General features: G+C 41.7%; 18 protein-coding genes and 2 riboswitches. All 18 genes read left to right on the top strand.

What is annotated here, in order from left to right:
• Nucleotides 1-57 precede the first annotated feature (57 nt).
• Entirely contained in the window at nucleotides 58-1,518 is a 1,461-nt protein-coding gene (gene katA, locus BFU02S_RS03630; RefSeq protein WP_066366694.1) for a catalase KatA, read from the top strand.
• Nucleotides 1,519-1,724: 206 nt separating this feature from the next.
• Complete coding sequence (locus tag BFU02S_RS16625) at nucleotides 1,725-1,904, top strand: hypothetical protein (RefSeq protein WP_157075843.1); 180 nt, start codon at nucleotides 1,725-1,727, stop codon at nucleotides 1,902-1,904.
• Between the two features lie 384 nt (nucleotides 1,905-2,288).
• Entirely contained in the window at nucleotides 2,289-2,759 is a 471-nt protein-coding gene (locus BFU02S_RS03625; RefSeq protein ID WP_066366691.1) for a GyrI-like domain-containing protein, read from the top strand.
• Between the two features lie 139 nt (nucleotides 2,760-2,898).
• A riboswitch (FMN riboswitch) is annotated at nucleotides 2,899-3,051 on the top strand.
• Nucleotides 3,052-3,285: 234 nt separating this feature from the next.
• A complete protein-coding gene (gene ribD, locus BFU02S_RS03620) occupies nucleotides 3,286-4,377 on the top strand; it encodes a bifunctional diaminohydroxyphosphoribosylaminopyrimidine deaminase/5-amino-6-(5-phosphoribosylamino)uracil reductase RibD (RefSeq protein ID WP_066366680.1) in 1,092 nt (363 codons plus the stop codon).
• Complete coding sequence (gene ribE, locus BFU02S_RS03615) at nucleotides 4,377-5,036, top strand: riboflavin synthase (protein WP_066366762.1); 660 nt, start codon at nucleotides 4,377-4,379, stop codon at nucleotides 5,034-5,036. Before ribD ends, ribE begins: the two co-directional genes overlap by 1 nt.
• A 15-nt stretch (nucleotides 5,037-5,051) precedes the next feature.
• Nucleotides 5,052-6,245, top strand: a complete 1,194-nt coding sequence (locus tag BFU02S_RS03610; RefSeq protein WP_066366678.1) for a bifunctional 3,4-dihydroxy-2-butanone-4-phosphate synthase/GTP cyclohydrolase II — start codon at nucleotides 5,052-5,054, stop codon at nucleotides 6,243-6,245.
• Nucleotides 6,246-6,272: 27 nt separating this feature from the next.
• On the top strand, nucleotides 6,273-6,740 hold the full coding sequence (gene ribH, locus BFU02S_RS03605; protein WP_066366674.1) for a 6,7-dimethyl-8-ribityllumazine synthase: 468 nt from the start codon (nucleotides 6,273-6,275) through the stop codon (nucleotides 6,738-6,740).
• Nucleotides 6,741-6,821: 81 nt separating this feature from the next.
• Nucleotides 6,822-7,014: riboswitch (cobalamin riboswitch) on the top strand.
• Nucleotides 7,015-7,342: 328 nt separating this feature from the next.
• Nucleotides 7,343-8,308 (top strand): ABC transporter substrate-binding protein, encoded by a 966-nt coding sequence (locus BFU02S_RS03600; RefSeq protein WP_066366671.1) that lies wholly within the window; start codon nucleotides 7,343-7,345, stop codon nucleotides 8,306-8,308.
• On the top strand, nucleotides 8,274-9,335 hold the full coding sequence (locus BFU02S_RS03595) for a FecCD family ABC transporter permease (RefSeq protein WP_066366669.1): 1,062 nt from the start codon (nucleotides 8,274-8,276) through the stop codon (nucleotides 9,333-9,335). Before BFU02S_RS03600 ends, BFU02S_RS03595 begins: the two co-directional genes overlap by 35 nt.
• 3 nt (nucleotides 9,336-9,338) lie before the next feature.
• Nucleotides 9,339-10,805 (top strand): heme ABC transporter ATP-binding protein, encoded by a 1,467-nt coding sequence (locus BFU02S_RS03590; protein WP_066366666.1) that lies wholly within the window; start codon nucleotides 9,339-9,341, stop codon nucleotides 10,803-10,805.
• Nucleotides 10,802-11,785, top strand: a complete 984-nt coding sequence (gene cbiB / locus BFU02S_RS03585) for an adenosylcobinamide-phosphate synthase CbiB (RefSeq protein ID WP_066366665.1) — start codon at nucleotides 10,802-10,804, stop codon at nucleotides 11,783-11,785. Before BFU02S_RS03590 ends, cbiB begins: the two co-directional genes overlap by 4 nt.
• A complete protein-coding gene (gene cobD, locus BFU02S_RS03580) occupies nucleotides 11,742-12,821 on the top strand; it encodes a threonine-phosphate decarboxylase CobD (RefSeq protein WP_066366661.1) in 1,080 nt (359 codons plus the stop codon). Before cbiB ends, cobD begins: the two co-directional genes overlap by 44 nt.
• Nucleotides 12,800-13,375, top strand: coding sequence for a bifunctional adenosylcobinamide kinase/adenosylcobinamide-phosphate guanylyltransferase (locus BFU02S_RS03575; RefSeq protein ID WP_235841974.1), 576 nt, complete (start codon nucleotides 12,800-12,802; stop codon nucleotides 13,373-13,375). Before cobD ends, BFU02S_RS03575 begins: the two co-directional genes overlap by 22 nt.
• 40 nt (nucleotides 13,376-13,415) lie before the next feature.
• On the top strand, nucleotides 13,416-14,210 hold the full coding sequence (cobS, locus tag BFU02S_RS03570) for an adenosylcobinamide-GDP ribazoletransferase (protein WP_235841973.1): 795 nt from the start codon (nucleotides 13,416-13,418) through the stop codon (nucleotides 14,208-14,210).
• Nucleotides 14,168-14,779, top strand: a complete 612-nt coding sequence (locus BFU02S_RS03565; RefSeq protein ID WP_066366757.1) for a histidine phosphatase family protein — start codon at nucleotides 14,168-14,170, stop codon at nucleotides 14,777-14,779. The genes cobS and BFU02S_RS03565 overlap by 43 nt, the downstream gene beginning before the upstream one ends.
• On the top strand, nucleotides 14,731-15,180 hold the full coding sequence (locus BFU02S_RS03560) for a bifunctional adenosylcobinamide kinase/adenosylcobinamide-phosphate guanylyltransferase (protein ID WP_066366648.1): 450 nt from the start codon (nucleotides 14,731-14,733) through the stop codon (nucleotides 15,178-15,180). The genes BFU02S_RS03565 and BFU02S_RS03560 overlap by 49 nt, the downstream gene beginning before the upstream one ends.
• A complete protein-coding gene (locus tag BFU02S_RS03555; RefSeq protein WP_066366645.1) occupies nucleotides 15,177-15,686 on the top strand; it encodes an ECF transporter S component in 510 nt (169 codons plus the stop codon). Before BFU02S_RS03560 ends, BFU02S_RS03555 begins: the two co-directional genes overlap by 4 nt.
• Entirely contained in the window at nucleotides 15,686-16,402 is a 717-nt protein-coding gene (locus tag BFU02S_RS03550) for an ATP-binding protein (protein WP_066366642.1), read from the top strand. Before BFU02S_RS03555 ends, BFU02S_RS03550 begins: the two co-directional genes overlap by 1 nt.
• The last annotated feature ends 13 nt before the right edge of the window (nucleotides 16,403-16,415 follow it).

The following is a 16,415-nucleotide window of genomic DNA, read 5'->3' as shown; positions in this document are numbered from 1 at the left end:
ATAAAATAATATCATAATAAATTTGAAGTCTTTAAAAATAGTTTACGAGGTGAGGAAATGAGTAAGGAAACGAATCCATTAAGAACTGCAACCGGGGCACCAGTTGGTGACAATCAAAACTCGATGACAGCCGGTTCCCGCGGGCCGACACTGATTCAAGATATTCATTTGCTGGAGAAATTGGCCCATTTTAACCGCGAACGGGTTCCAGAACGTGTTGTACATGCCAAAGGTGCAGGGGCTCATGGCTATTTTAAAGTCACCAATGATATGTCTGAATATACAAAGGCAAAGCTGTTTAATGGTCTTGGAAAACGCACTCCACTGTTTGTCCGCTTCTCAACCGTAGCCGGCGAACTGGGCTCGGCAGATACGGTCCGTGATCCCCGCGGCTTTGCTGTTAAATTCTATACGGAAGAAGGAAATTATGATCTTGTTGGAAATAATACGCCGATTTTCTTTATCCGCGATGCCATTAAATTCCCGGACTTTATTCATACACAAAAACGAGATCCAAGAACGCATTTAAAAAATCCAAATGCAGTTTGGGATTTTTGGTCCCTGTCACCAGAATCACTGCATCAGGTCACTTATCTAATGGGCGATCGCGGCATACCGGCAACATATCGGCATATGAACGGATATGGAAGCCATACCTTCAAGTGGGTGAATGCCAAAGGGGAGGCAGTTTGGGTAAAATATCACTTTAAAACAGAGCAGACTGTTAAAAATATGGCGTCGGATGTTGCAGCAAAAATTGCGGGTGAAAATCCCGACTACCACACAGAAGATTTATTTAATGCCATTGAAAAAGGCGATTTCCCTGCATGGAAGCTTTATGTTCAAATCATGCCGTTAGAAGATGCCGATTCTTATCGTTTTGACCCATTTGATGTAACAAAAGTTTGGTCGCATAAAGATTATCCGCTTATCGAAGTCGGACGGATGGTCCTGAATCGGAACCCAGAAAACTATTTTGCTGAAGTGGAGCAGGCAACGTTCTCTCCGGGAACATTGGTGCCGGGAATTGAACCATCGCCGGATAAAATGCTCCAAGGTCGTTTGTTTGCCTATTCCGACGCTCACCGCTATCGTGTGGGGGCCAACCATAATTTACTGCCGATTAACCGTCCAAGAGTCGAAGTAAATAACTATCAGCGCGATGGTGCCATGCGGCTCGACAATAACGGAGGCGGTTCGGTCTACTATGAGCCAAATAGTTATGGCGGACCGCAAGAAGTTCCGGAACACAGACAAACTCCGTTTACAGTTTCGGGAAATGCAGGCCAAACAGCATATGACCAAGAAGATCATTATACCCAGCCGGGCGACTTATACCGCTTAATGTCTGAGGAAGAACGCACGCGATTAGTGGAAAATATTGTAGCAGCCATGAAACCTGTTGAACGTGATGATATTAAATTTAGGCAAATACAGCATTTTTACAAAGCAGACCCGGAATATGGTGAGAGGGTCGCAAAAGGATTGAATCTGCCAATTCCTCAAGAGGTGAAATAGAATAGAAAAAAGGAGAAGGCCATTCATTTTTCGAATGGTCTTTTTTAACAGATACAAAAATGAAGTTGTGATATTTTTTGTCACAAAGTAGTTGATAACATTGTAGAAAAACAATTACACACAATATTCTGGAATTGACTGAAAAGCATCCCGATTGAGTTCCAATTAAAGGTATTTGGAACCGGAAGCAGAGAAAAAACTCCCGATTGAAGTTCCAATCAAGGGTATTGGAACCGGAAGCAGAGAAAAAACTTCCGATTGAAGTTCCAATCAAGGATATTGGAACTGGAAGCAGAGAAAAAACTCCCGATTCAAGTTCCAATCAAGGTATTGTGGCCGGAAGCAGAGAAAAAGAATCTTGGTTCTGTAATAATCAAGACGTTTGAAACTAGAGATCAAGAAAGTATGCATCATCCGGTACCCAACCAGGGAGGTACAAGAATTGCTCACGAATGCTAAAAGGTCTATCCCACAGGAAAGTTTTCTAATCTTTTAAAAATTTTATCTACAAGACAAATTATGACAGTATTTTTATAACCGTTTTATTAAAATAAAAACACCACATGAATATAGTTTTCTATATACTATTCATTTATTACATATCGTATTGAATTTATTGGAAATAGAAACAACATAACAACAATAAATAGGTAAAAAATCCCTTTCTCAGAATAATAAATTGAGTGATTTCGTCGAATTTTTTTGAGAGGATTTTTTTAAGATTTTTTGAATTATAAAAATACGCTGATTTTATAAAGGGGGGTTTTAGCTTGGGCATCCAAGTTGTAGTAAAAGATGAGTTAAAAGTTGTTGGAATTTCATGGAACGGTAATTATTCGCAAAAAAGAACTATACCCGTTCTATTTAATGAGTTGGAAAAACGCCTTACAGAAATAGCAAATCGGACAGAAGAACCTGTTTTCATTGCACCATTTCATAGTAGAGAAACAGAATTCACCTATTATGTCACAGCCCCGGTTAAAAAACTGGAGAAGATTCCGAAAGGCATGGTAGGATTTACGATCCCTCGTAAAAATTATGTATATGCGACCCATAAAGGAAAGCTGGAAGAAGTCGAAAAAACTTATCGAGAAATTTTCATCTGGATGAAAGACTATGGTTATGAACATGACCACTCTGCCTTAAGTCTCGAAGTATATAAAGAGGAGCATAAAGAGAAAAATGTGAATGGTGAACTTCATTTTGATATTTATTTACCAGTGAAAACTTACAATAAGTAAATTTATTAAATTGAGGGGGAAGCGGGAACAACTTCTCCTTATTACATTTGTGCGTTCTCATTGCAAGTAAAACTATTCTGATGTAAGATGAATATAATAAACAATTGAATATTTATTAAACTCGTATCGGTTAAGATACGGTTTCCTTCGGGGTCAGGTGAAATTCCGAACCGGCGGTGATGAAGCTTTTGCTTCTTAGTCCGTGACCCGGTTAGCATGATTGTCTTGCTAAACGGTGGATCTGGTGAAATTCCAGGGCCGACAGTTAAAGTCTGGATGGGAGAAGGAAAGGAAAAAGGTTTAAGGCCAGGTTTGAAACTCGCGAATGGCGAGTCCGACTGGGAGCTTCATCAGGCGAAATACGTCCGCAAGTACAGCGTTTCGACTGTGATTTCACGCTTGCGAAGCTTTCCTATCGGTCAAAAAATTCCTGTTTTTAAGCCCTAGTTTGTTATTGCCTTTTTGAGGACCCTGAAGAAAATACCTTTCAGGGTCCTTTTTGCATTCCTGATAAGGAGAATGAAAGATGAATGACGAATATTACATGACATTAGCTTTACATCTTGCTAGAGGGACACTTGGGCAGACTTCCCCGAATCCCGTGGTAGGGGCTGTTGTGGTAAAAGATCACCAGATTGTCGGTATGGGTGCCCATTTAAAAGCCGGCGAACCGCATGCAGAGGTACACGCGATCCGTATGGCGGGGGATAAAGCGAAGGCAGCCACGTTGTATGTAACTCTTGAACCGTGCAGCCACTACGGCAAAACCCCGCCGTGCGCTGATCTGATCGTGGCCTCTGAGATGAAAAAAGTAGTGATCGCTACAACGGACCCTAATCGAAAAGTAGCGGGCAAAGGGATTGAAAAACTGAAAAATGCCGGTATTGAAGTGGAAGTCGGATTGCTCCAGCAGGAAGCACAGGAGTTAAATAAAGTATTTTTCTATCACATTCAAACCGGTCTGCCCTATGTAACATTGAAAACAGCCGTCAGTTTGGACGGAAAAACAGCAACGGTATCAGGAGAAAGCAAGTGGATTACCGGGGAGGAAGCACGTGCCGATGTTCATCAATTCCGGCATCAGCATGATGGAATATTAGTTGGTGTTAATACGGTCATAACTGATAATCCATCTTTGACAACAAGACTTCCTGGAGGGGGAAAAAATCCGGTTAGAGTTATTTTAGATACACACCTCCGCACGCCTCTGACAGCGGCAATTGTAACCGATAAGGCGGCGCCTACTTGGATCATCACCGGTTCTGAGATTGACTCGAAACGTGAAGCAGCATTCCATGATTTTGGGGTTCAAGTAATCAAACTGAAACGACCAAATATTGTAATCAAGGAAATGCTTGAAGTCCTTGGTAAGCACGGCATAACTTCACTATTTGTCGAAGGCGGGGCGGAGGTACACGGCAGTTTTTTGCAAGAACGTGCCTTTCAGCAGGTTATCTGTTACATTGCGCCTAAGCTATTAGGCGGAAGACTTGCCCCAACTTCTTTTGGCGGTCCGGGGATTGAACATATTTTAGAGGCAATCAACTTGGAAATGAAACAAGTGGACAGAATTGGCCGGGATCTCCGGATTATTGCTGAACCGGGAGGAGATGAATGATGTTTACCGGAATCATAGAAGAAATTGGACAAGTTTCAGCAATAATGCGGACAGGGGAATCGTTTGTCCTGACGATTGAGGCCAAAAAAATCTTGGAGGATGTGCACCTTGGTGACAGTATCGCGGTGAATGGTGTCTGTCTGACAGTTACTTCGTTTACCGGAAATCAATTTACGGTAGATGTTATGCCGGAAACAGTGAAGACCACCAGTTTAAAGGATTTAAGGCGCGGCTCAAAGGTCAATTTGGAACGAGCCATGGCAGCGGGCGGAAGATTTGGCGGTCATTTTGTCTCGGGGCATATCGATGGTACTGGTGTTATCAAGAGTAAGAAGGCGTACGAAAATGCCGTTTATTATGAAATAGAAACCGAAGAGAAGCTTCTGCAATATGTCATTTTAAAAGGATCCATCGCTGTTGATGGAACGAGCTTGACGGTTTTTGCGGTAACAGAAACGAGCTTTACATTGTCATTAATTCCACATACACTAGCGGAAACCGTTTTAGGATTGAAAGGTCCCGGCGACATCGTAAATCTGGAATGCGATATGATTGGCAAATATGTCGGCCATTTTATGCAAAAATTTTCGGATACTAAAGCTCAAAAAGGCCATTCTGGGATCACAGCTGCCTTTTTGCAGGAAAATGGTTTTCTTTAAAAGGAGAGATGAGTCATGTTTGATACAATTGAAGAAGCATTAGCTGAGTTAAAGGAAGGAAAAGTCATCATTGTCTGTGATGATGAGGATCGAGAAAACGAAGGGGATTTTGTCGCCTTAGCTGAAAAAGCAACACCTGATGTGATTAATCTTATGGTTACACACGGCCGCGGTCTTGTTTGTGTGCCGATCGAAGAAGAACTTGCACAAAAACTGGACTTGCTGCCAATGGTTTCAAGAAATACAGATCCCCATGGAACGGCATTTACAGTCAGCATCGACCATAAATTTTCGACCACAGGCATTTCTGCATTTGAGCGGTCGGCAACGATCTTAAGCATGCTTGATCCCGATGCAAAACCAGCTGATTTTAAACGGCCGGGGCATATTTTCCCTCTCATCGCAAAGAACGGAGGGGTATTAAGAAGAACAGGGCACACCGAAGCAGCGGTTGATTTGGCGAAAATAGTCGGAGCAAAGCCGGCTGGAGTTATCTGCGAAATCATGAATGAAGATGGTACGATGGCCCGTGTTCCACAGCTCAGAAAGATTGCCGACAAACTGAACATGAAAATGATTACCATTAAAGATTTGATTGCCTATCGGAATAAAACAGATCAATTGATAAAACGGGAAGTGGAAATCAAACTTCCGACTGAATATGGTGAATTCAAAGCTGTTGGCTATTCCAATTTCGTAGATGATAAAGAACATGTTGCTTTAGTCAAGGGTGAAATTGATTCGGACCAGCCCGTTTTGGTCAGGGTTCACTCGGAATGCCTAACCGGAGATGTTTTTGGATCGTATCGCTGTGACTGCGGACCGCAGCTGCATGCAGCCTTAAAACAAATTGAAATGTCCGGCAGTGGTGTCCTTCTATACATGCGTCAGGAAGGCCGTGGCATTGGGCTGTTGAACAAACTTCGGGCTTACAAGCTGCAAGAACAAGGCTATGATACCGTTGAAGCTAACGAAAAGCTTGGATTTAGCGCCGATTTACGGGAGTATGGAATTGGTGCGCAAATTTTAAAAGATTTAGGAGTTAGAAAAATAAAGCTGTTAACCAACAACCCGAGAAAAATAAAAGGCTTGAAAGGATACGGTCTGGAAGTCGTCGAGCGAGTTCCACTGCAAATGGAAATGCGTGAAGAAAATGAAAAATATTTACGAACAAAACATGATAAACTGGGGCATTTGCTTCATTATTAAAAAAATTACATTTGGAGGGATCACACGATGGGAATGATTTTTGAAGGAAATTTAGTTGGTACAGGGTTAAAAATTGGTATTGTCGTAGGCCGATTTAATGAATTTATTACGAGCAAATTGCTCGGAGGTGCACACGATGCGCTCAAACGCCACGGGGTCAGTGAGGCAGATGTTGATGTTGCCTGGGTTCCAGGTGCATTTGAAATTCCGTTAATTGCACAAAAAATGGCAGACAGCAAAAAATATGATGCTGTGATTACACTCGGCACAGTGATCCGCGGCGCAACACCACATTTTGATTATGTCTGCAGCGAAGCAGCAAAAGGGGTATCACGAGCATCATTAAACAGCGGCATTCCGGTGATCTTTGGAATCTTAACGACCGATTCCATTGAACAGGCAATCGAGCGGGCTGGTACAAAAGCCGGAAACAAGGGTTGGGAAGCCGCTTCAGCTGCCATTGAAATGGCGAACCTTTGCCGGAATTTTGCATAATCATCGAAAGATTCAATACTAAAATTATTGAAAAAAACATATACAAATCAGTCGCCTTTTTTTATAATGAATAGGACAGAAAATGAATATGGGAAAATAGGTGCTACTCATCCTTCATTGGATTGTAGCTTAAAAGGGAAGTTGGTGAAATGCCAACGCGGTCCCGCCACTGTATATGGGAGCAACCTGCCAAATGTCACTGTTCTGATGGATGGGAAGACGGGAGGGAGCGATGATCATGAGCCAGGAAACCTGCCTATTTTGTATGCACCAAGGAACCTACGAGGATAGGGGGTGTGGAAGACTGGATGAATTTACGTCTGTAATTAAATCTAATCATGCCGACATCCCCTTTTATGTATGGGGATGTTTTTTATTGTAAAATAAGAAAGTATAAATAGACTTTGAAAATTGTCCAGCGCAAGCGGCCTACCCCCTCGGGACAAATAACCTTCTGCACTTAAAGTCCAAAAACCAGACTTTTAGTGCAGAAGAACATTTGCCTGTCGGGGCTGACCAAGGCGCTTGCGCTTTTCTTATTTAAACTTGGTGCTAGCCCAATTTTTTGTTATTCCATTACATAGAAAGCTGGGGGAAATCAGATGAAGAAGTTGTATTCGCTGCTGTTCGTACTAATGTTAATAGTAGGAGCATTAGCAGGCTGTGCAGAAAAGAAAGACCAGGGAAACGAGAAGCAAAAGACAACTGCTGATAAAACAACAGAACAAGTTACGTTTCCAGTAACGATTAAAGATGCTTTGAATAATAAAGTTGTCATAGCCAAGAAGCCGAAAAGAATTGTTTCACTTATGCCAAGCAATACCGAAATTGCGTTTGATTTAGGGCTTGATAAGGAAATCGTAGGTGTAACTGATTTTGATAACTATCCTCAAGAAGCAGCAAAAAAAGAAAAAATCGGCGGTCAGGATTTTAATGTCGAAAAAATCATTGCCTTGAAGCCGGATTTAGTACTGGCTCACGGTTCTTCTGCCAATACTGCCGCGGCAGGATTAAAACAGCTCAAAGATGCCGGAATTCCGGTATTAGTTGTACCTAATGCACAAAATTTTGATCAAGTATATGATTCCATTAATATGATCGGAAAAGCAACAGGAGAAACAGGGAAGGCTGCCGAGATTATTAAAGGCATGAAAGACAAATTGGCTGAAATAAAAGCCAAGGCACAATCAATAAAAAATAAGAAAAAAGTATTCATTGAAGTTTCACCGGCACCGGACATTTATACAACTGGAAAAAACACCTTTATGGATGATATGTTAAAAACCATTAATGCAGAAAATATTGCAAGCGATCAAACAGGATGGATCAAAGTCGATCAGGAAGCCATGATCAAACGAAATCCTGATGTGATTATTACGACATATGGAAATTATGTGAAGAACCCAGTTGAACAAGTGTTATCTAGAAAAGGTTGGGAAAATGTTAGCGCCATTAAAAATAAACAAGTATTTGATGTGAATTCTGACGAAGTATCACGTCCGGGTCCTAGGCTTGTTAAAGGAGTAGAGGATTTTGCCAAGGCCATCTATCCGGAAGTTTTTAAATAATAAATACGCATCCTTCTTTACGGCAGGAATGTTTCTTATTCTTTCCATGTTGCTTGGGATTTCGATTGGAAGTGTTTCAGTGCCGATTCCTAAAATCATTCAAATAATAGGGTCTAAACTTTTTGGCTTTATTTCACTTAAAGATATAGACCCGATGTATATCAGCATTGTCATGGATATTCGATTACCGAGGGTACTTTTATCTGGTCTTGTAGGGGCGGCTCTTGCGATTGCAGGGGCGGCCTTTCAAGGCTTGTTAAGAAATCCGCTCGCAGATCCTTATACGCTTGGAGTGTCATCAGGAGCGTCAGTAGGGGCGGTTTTGACTATTTTTTTTCAGCTGTCCATCCCATTCATCGGTTCTTTCACATTGCCATTACTCAGTATTCTTTTTTCGTTTTTATCTATTGTGGCCGTTCTTGTTTTTGCACGAAAGATAGAACGCTCTTTAAGAGTAGAAACCATTATTCTAACGGGAATCATTTTCAGTTCCTTTTTGGGCGCTCTTATTTCCCTTATGATTGCCTTGACTGGTGATGAATTAAGGCAGATTATCGGCTGGCTGCTAGGAAGTGTGTCCATGAGAGGCTGGGAATACATAAAACTGATGTTGCCGTTCTTTATGATCGGGACTGTTGTTATGATGGCAAATGCCAAAGAATTAAATGCCATGTCGTTTGGCGAAGAAAGAGCACAGCACTTAGGTGTCAATGTTCAATCAAGAAAACTGATTATTTTGACGGCTGGCTCGATCTTAACTGGAGCGGCGGTTGCGGTCTCAGGCACCATCGGTTTTGTTGGCTTAGTCATTCCGCATCTGACAAGATTATTATGGGGGCCTGATCATAAATTTCTTCTTCCTTTATCTATTTTAACGGGCGGTTCTTTTTTAATATTGGCGGACCTTATTTCTAGAACGATTATTTCCCCGACTGAATTACCAATAGGTGTTATTACAGCTTTGATCGGCGCACCAGTATTTGCCGTTATTTTGCTGCAAAGAAAAAGAAAGGAAAGAAGTGGGTAGATCATGCTTAATGTTCAACATGTTTCAGGCGGCTATGCAACAGAACCAATCCTGCATGACATTTCCTTTGAAGTAAAAAAAGGAGAATTGTTTGGGATTTTGGGACCTAACGGAAGCGGCAAAACAACATTGTTAAAAATGATCAGCGGAATTTTGCCGATACAATCCGGTAAAATAGAAATTGCCGGAAAAGATTTGCAAAGCCTGAGTGCCAAACAATTAGCACAAACCGTTGCCGTCCTATCTCAACATACTGCTGATTCTTTTTCTTATACGGTAAAAGAAACGGTATCCCTCGGCCGATATGCCCATCAAAAAGGCTGGTTTCAAACATGGAGTGCATACGATGAAGAGATTGTCCAAAAGGTAATGGTCCAAACAGGAGTTTCATTATTGCAAAATAAAAATATCCAGGAATTGTCCGGCGGTGAGAAACAACGAGTGTTTCTTGCCCAGGCACTGGCACAAGAACCGGAAATACTTCTATTGGATGAGCCGACCAATCATTTGGATTTATCTTATCAAAAGGAATTACTGGATCTATTAAAGCAATGGACGATCGAAAAACAATTAACGGTTATTTCTATTTTTCATGATTTAAATCTTGCAGGACTATATTGTGACCGCCTGCTTCTTTTGGAAGATGGGAAAATCAATAGTAATGATACGCCAAACGAAGTGCTTCGCGAAGATCGGATTAAAGCAGTTTATCAAACGGAAATCAAAAAGCATCCACATCCAACCGTTCCTGCTCCACAAATGGTTTTGCTCCCAGAAAAGCCGTGGGAACTTGATCAGGTAGAAATTAATGAAGATTTTCTCCATGTGACGAATGAGTTCATCGAGTTAAAATCTCCGATACGATTGCGAACGATGTCCTCAGGTGTGGTAGGATCGGGAACAGGGTGGCATCATTCCTTTGTCAACCGTCATGTACCTAAGGACTATAACTTTCGTGATCATCATGGAGAAATGGTTTCATTTTTAAAGTCAAAAGGATTTGAGCCATCAGAAACAGTTGGGATGATGACAGCAGTAGTACTTGAGGATTTTTCCTGCCAGATGTTTTATGGGGATGGTTTTTCCATCTTTGCAGTTATAACGGCGGGGGTAGGAAATGCTGTAGATGCCTCCAAAAGTGAAGAGCATTCATTTAAAATGACTCCAGGAACCATTAACACATGGATTTTCATCAATGGGGAGCTGTCGGAAGAAGCATTTATTCAAGCAATTATGACGGCTACGGAGGCAAAAGTGAAGGCGACCCATGATTTGCAAGTTCTTGATTCTGTTACGCAAACCATCGCGACTGGTACTTCAACAGATAGTATTTTAATTGCCGCTACTCAATCTGGAAAGTTTTTGCAATATGCCGGAACGATTACCCCTTTAGGAAAACTGATCAGTAAAGCGGTTTATCAGTGTACGAAAGACGCCATTGAAAAATCGCGAAAGAGGGTAACAGGATGATAGTTTATCATTTGATCTCGATCACATTAGCTTATTTTCTAGATTTGCTTGTCGGCGATCCTCCCCATTGGCCGCATCCTGTGAAGTGGATTGGTTCATTCATTTCGTTTCTTGAAACTCGGTGGAATCAAGGCAGGATGAAAAAATGGAAAGGGGTTCTTATGCTCCTTGTTGTTTTAAGTCTTGTTTATAGTGTGGTCAGCCTTTTGGTTTTCATAGGTTACAAGATTCATCCTTACATTGGGATTGGTTTGGAGGCCATCGTGATCGCAGCAGCCATTGCACAAAAAAGCTTAAAAAAAGCAGCCCTCGAAGTATATGACCCCTTGATAAAGGGCGATTTTCAAAAGGCAAGGATAAAACTTTCCTATATTGTCGGACGAGACACCGAATTTTTGGATGAAGCGGAAATTGCTAGGGGAGCGATTGAAACGGTTGCCGAAAATACGAGTGATGGAGTTACGGCTCCGTTATTTTGGGCATTTTTGGGGGGAGCTCCGCTCGCTTTTGTCTATCGTGCTGCTAATACTTGTGATTCGATGGTGGGACATGTAAATGAAAGGTATCGGGAGTTTGGCTGGGCATCGGCGAAATGGGATGATGTTATGAATTGGATACCTAGTCGGCTCACAGGTATCTTTATGCTGCTGGGAAAAATCCCGGAACAGATGAGCTGGCAAAAAGCTTGGAAGCTTTTGTTTCGGGATGCTAGAAAACACCCGAGCCCAAACAGCGGCTGGGGGGAAGCGGCGGTCGCCGCCTTACTAGGAATTCAACTTGGCGGTATAAACTATTATAAAGGGATCATTTCTAATCGGGCGAAAATGGGTGAACCGATTATACCGATTCAAGCCCATCATATTTTGAAAGCAAATGTCATTTTACGCAGGACAGTGTTTTTATTTCTAGTTTTTTTATGGATAGGAGGAATGATTCTTGAAATGGCCTTCACATGGATCAAATCCGCAATATCTTTTTAAGGCGATGGGGCTTAGGCTGCCTGAAGACTACTTAGATTTTAGCGCCAATATCAACCCGCTCGGTCCGCCGTCTTGTTTGCAGGAAAATTGGAATGAACTATATCGGCATATTACCGTCTACCCTGATCCATACGCTGCTAAATTAAAGACCAAGATTGCCGGGAAGGAACAAATCCCGCTTGATTCGATTTTAATTGGGAATGGCGGGGCTGAGCTTATTACCTTAATTGCAAGGATGCTTGCAGGGAAGAAAGTTTTACTCATTCAGCCCACGTTCTCTGAATATGAAGAAGCCCTTAGTGCTAACAACTGTGAAATATTGTACGAGCAGTTAACAGAGCCCGACTTTACCATCCGGCTTCCTAACCTTTTTTCAAAACTCAGGCAAGCGGATGCGCTAATTTTTTGCAATCCTAACAATCCGACAGGTGTAAAGTATTCAGAATCGACAGTTATTTCTATTATAGAGGAATGTGATCGGCAAAATAAAATCGTGATTATAGATGAAGCTTTTTATGATTTTTTAATAGAATACGAGTCAATGATTCCGCACATATCTAAATTCTCTAATCTCATTCTGATTCGCTCGATGACGAAAATGTACTCTATTCCCGGAGTTCGTTTAGGTTATTTAGTGGCAACGCCTTCTATTATTCACAAGCTTAGCCGCTTGCAATCTCATTGGAGTGTCAATACGATCGCCTTATTTGCGGGAGAATGGTGTTTGGAGGATGAAGACTTTATTCATAATACCAAATATTTTATTCGGAATGAACGGGATCGCCTATCCCAGTTTTTTCAACAATATCAATATATCGTCTCTAATTCCATGGTGAATTTTTATTTATTACGGGACTCGTTGCTAGAAGATCAGTTTGCCTTATTTGAATTTCTCTTAAAAAAAAGGATTATTCCTCGTCATACATTCAATTTCCCCGGGTTGGAAGGCAGATGGCTCCGGTTTGCGATTAAAAGTTATGAAGAGAATACTAGACTGATGGAGGTGCTGGCAGAGTGGCGCTCATTCCATCATTAATTTTTATTACTGGTGGTGTCCGTAGCGGGAAAAGCCGTTTTGCCGAAAAGATGGCAATCGAATTAGCCCACAAAACCGGGGGACGGCTTACCTTTTTGGCAACTGGTGTTCCGTCTGACCCAGAAATGAAGGACCGGATTACCAAACATAAGCTGGATCGGGAAAGCTCAAACGCAAGCTGGAGAACACTGGAGAAAACTGTCCAGATCGGGGAGATGGCTGAAGTGATAGATCACCAGGATATCGTGCTAATGGATTGCGTAACAACTCTATTAAACAATGAACTGTTTCAAACAAATCAAGAGTGGACTGAGAACTTTCTCACGAATGTAAAAGATCAGATTGTATCTGGAATTTTGACAATTAAAAAGCAAGCGAGAACGGTAATTGTTGTAAGTAATGAAGTGTTACATGAGCCTTTTTCTGAAAACAAATTGGTATTGGCCTATGTGAGAGTGCTTGGGGCTATTCATCAGATGTTCGTCAGGGCATCTGATCAGGCTTTTCTCGTGGAAGCGGGGATTCCCATTATGATGAAAGGGGATCAATCGTGAGCGTGAAACATAAAGGACATGATAAACGACGGGGAACAGTATGATGAAATTTTTAAAAGGATTCCTGATTACGGTGCAATTTTTTACGATCATCCCGCTCCCCTGTGAATTGCCTATGGATGATCAACACTTAAAACGGGCTGTCCAAGCTTTCCCTTTATTAGGGCTGTTTCAAGGTGCTCTTTATTCATCCTTTTTGTATATGCTGTTATACCATTCTCCTTTTAGCCATTTAGCGGCGGCTTTCTTGCTGTGGTTAGCGATTATTCTACTTACCGGGGGAATTCACTTAGACGGGTGGATGGATGCAAGTGATGCCTATTTTTCCTATCGGGATCGGAAGAAACGGCTTGAGATTATGAAAGACCCTAGAGTGGGTGCGTTTGGCGTATTATCGATTTTGATTTTTTTAAGCAGCCGTTTTTTCTTTATCGATGAGCTCACGGTCCACCCGCCATTGGGATTGTATGTACTCATTGCCGCGATCCCGTTTTTAAGTAAAAGTGTAATGGGCGCTTTGTTAGTAACTGTAAATCCAGCGAAAGAAGAAGGATTGGGTTATCTGTTTCAAAAGGCAACAACTCCCAATTCATTATGGATGTATCCTTTGTATTGGATCATTTTTCTAATGCTAGTTTGCTATGTTCATATGGTTTCAATATTTTCTTTAGGGATCTTGTTTATAGCTGCAATTGTATGCTTTATTTTTTGTCGGTATAAAGCGGTTGAATGGTTTGGCGGGATTACTGGGGATGTGCTGGGCGCTTCTGTTGAGGGGACTGAGTTGTGTTTATGGATGGCTTTGTGGTTATTGCATTATTTCGTCATGGGATAACAGAAGAAAATAAACGAAAAGCTTATTTAGGTTGGAACGATTCTCCATTGTGCCCTGAAGCTGGGGAAATCGCCATAAGCCAAACCTATCAAGGGTATTTTTCAAGTGATTTACCAAGATGTCTGGCCACAGCAAACATCCTATTCCCCAATTCTTGTCCAAGGTATCTACAAGAATTTAGGGAGATGAATTTTGGTATGTGGGAGGGGAAAACATATGAAGATTTGCAGGATGAACCGATGTATCAGAAATGGCTTTCCGATCCGAATAGGTATTGCCCTCCCGGTGGAGAATTCTTCTGGCAATTTACGAAGCGGGTGATGAAAGGCTGGGATCGGGTGATTCAGTACATTCTATCTCATAATCTTTCCAGTTGTGCCATCATGACACATGGCGGGGTAATGAGATATCTCTTATCCGAATTTTCCCCTTCGGCAAAGGAGTTTTGGGAATGGGAGGTTTCGTATACATTGGGATATGAATTCATTTTTACAAAGGAAGCACTTAGGAGGGGTGGACGTTGCACTTTGTTACAGGAGGTGCCTTTAACGGTAAAAGGAAATGGGTAAAGAAACTATATCAGGTCCACGAAGCATGCTGCTGGATCTCTGCTTATGAAAACCATCCATTCCCGGCATCTATAAATGATAGAGATCGAGACTTTCTTGTGTTAGAAGGAATCGAACTTTGGCTGAAACAAATACTGCAAACTGAAGATGTTAACAATTACCGGGATTTCTTTAGAAATCGGATTCATCATTGGCTGGAATGGGAAATGGAAAAACCATCTCGTAAATTAGTGATCATTGGGACTGACATAAGTAAAGGAATTGTTCCATTAGAAAAAGAAAACCGCTTATGGAGAGACATCACCGGCTGGGTCTATCAGGATCTTGCCGCGAAGGCTGAAAGGGTAGATGTCATCTGGTATGGGATTAATCAAATCATGAAAGGACAGACGCTGCAATGAGCATTTTTACGGAAAATAAGTTGAAATGGATCAGTTGGCTGGCGATCATGACAGCTTTATCTGCCATTGGTGCAGCAATTAAGTTTCCTGCTATTGTCGGGAGCGTTGCACTAGATGCATTTCCGGCACTTTTGGCTGCCGGGATCATGGGCGGCGTGGCAGGAGCAATTGTGGCTGCAATGGGGCATTTCATATCAGCCATGTTAGGTGGATTTCCGTTAGGGCCGATGCACATCTTAATTGCTGCTGAGATGTTTGTACTGGTTTGGTTATTTGGCGTGATGTATCAGAAGGGGAAAAAATTCCTAGCAGCTTTTATATTTATTCTAGGAAACGCATTTATTGCCCCATTACCCTTTATTCTATTAATTAGTAAAGGTTTTTATATGGAAATCGTTCCTTCCTTGTTGATTGCTTCAATCATCAATACCGTGATCGCAATGGCTGTTATTCCGAAAATGGGGGCCATTTTTTCCCGGTATAAGGTCAAAGAGGAAGTAAAGTGATGAGGGATATTATGACGATTCCGATTTCGGGAGAAGATTCATTGCTTATTGCCTGCGACAACAGCGGCGCCATCGGCATGAAGGAGCATGATCTTGTCCGGGTGCCCTATGAGATGGTGTCGTATTATTCATTTCGTGTGGCAGCGATGGAAGTGATCGCTGCAGGTGGCGAGATTGTTTCGGTTGTACTGAACAATTTTTGTGGAAATGAACCATGGGGAGAACTTGTGAAGGGGATTCAGAATGGGTTGGATGAGCTTGGATTAAAGGATGTTGTCATTACAGGCAGTACAGAAAGTAATTTTGAGCTTAAGCAATCGGCAATCGGCATACAAGTGATGGGGAAAACATCCTTCCCCAAAACCACTAAGCTGATGTATTCCCAAAATATAAAAATAGCCGTAATTGGGCTTCCTTTGGTTGGAAACGAAGTCATCGAACAAGAAGAACATGTCGTTCCGCTCTCCATCTTTCATAACATGAGTAGGATTCATCATGTGGCTATTTGGCCTGTAGGCTCAAAGGGCATCTTATTTGAATTGAACCAAATGTTTTCGAATATTCACTTTACGAGAAACATGGTGAATACTGATGTAGATATTGTGAAATCTTCCGGACCTGCAACTTGTTTTGTTGTTGCCTATTACGAAAATGATGAAGACAAAATAAAAGAGCTTTCCAGAGGTTTTTTCCACCCTGTGGAGATCAAAAAGTAGCACGCCAAGACTG

Source organism: Neobacillus fumarioli NBRC 102428, assembly GCF_001591485.1.
Taxonomy (GTDB): Bacteria; Bacillota; Bacilli; order Bacillales; family Cytobacillaceae; genus Neobacillus; species Neobacillus fumarioli.
This window is presented reverse-complemented; position numbering and strand designations above follow the sequence as displayed.

Excerpts from the sequence above, each read along its gene's own strand:
- cobS (WP_235841973.1), top strand. The coding sequence starts at position 13,416 with ATGATGAAATTTTTAAAAGGATTCCTGATTACGGTGCAATTTTTTACG.
- ribE (WP_066366762.1), top strand. The coding sequence starts at position 4,377 with ATGTTTACCGGAATCATAGAAGAAATTGGACAAGTTTCAGCAATAATG.
- katA (WP_066366694.1), top strand. The coding sequence starts at position 58 with ATGAGTAAGGAAACGAATCCATTAAGAACTGCAACCGGGGCACCAGTT.
- BFU02S_RS03610 (WP_066366678.1), top strand. The coding sequence starts at position 5,052 with ATGTTTGATACAATTGAAGAAGCATTAGCTGAGTTAAAGGAAGGAAAA.
- cbiB (WP_066366665.1), top strand. The coding sequence starts at position 10,802 with ATGATAGTTTATCATTTGATCTCGATCACATTAGCTTATTTTCTAGAT.
- BFU02S_RS03555 (WP_066366645.1), top strand. The coding sequence starts at position 15,177 with ATGAGCATTTTTACGGAAAATAAGTTGAAATGGATCAGTTGGCTGGCG.
- ribH (WP_066366674.1), top strand. The coding sequence starts at position 6,273 with ATGGGAATGATTTTTGAAGGAAATTTAGTTGGTACAGGGTTAAAAATT.
- ribD (WP_066366680.1), top strand. The coding sequence starts at position 3,286 with ATGAATGACGAATATTACATGACATTAGCTTTACATCTTGCTAGAGGG.
- BFU02S_RS03590 (WP_066366666.1), top strand. The coding sequence starts at position 9,339 with ATGCTTAATGTTCAACATGTTTCAGGCGGCTATGCAACAGAACCAATC.
- BFU02S_RS03600 (WP_066366671.1), top strand. The coding sequence starts at position 7,343 with ATGAAGAAGTTGTATTCGCTGCTGTTCGTACTAATGTTAATAGTAGGA.
- BFU02S_RS03550 (WP_066366642.1), top strand. The coding sequence starts at position 15,686 with ATGAGGGATATTATGACGATTCCGATTTCGGGAGAAGATTCATTGCTT.
- BFU02S_RS03565 (WP_066366757.1), top strand. The coding sequence starts at position 14,168 with ATGGATGGCTTTGTGGTTATTGCATTATTTCGTCATGGGATAACAGAA.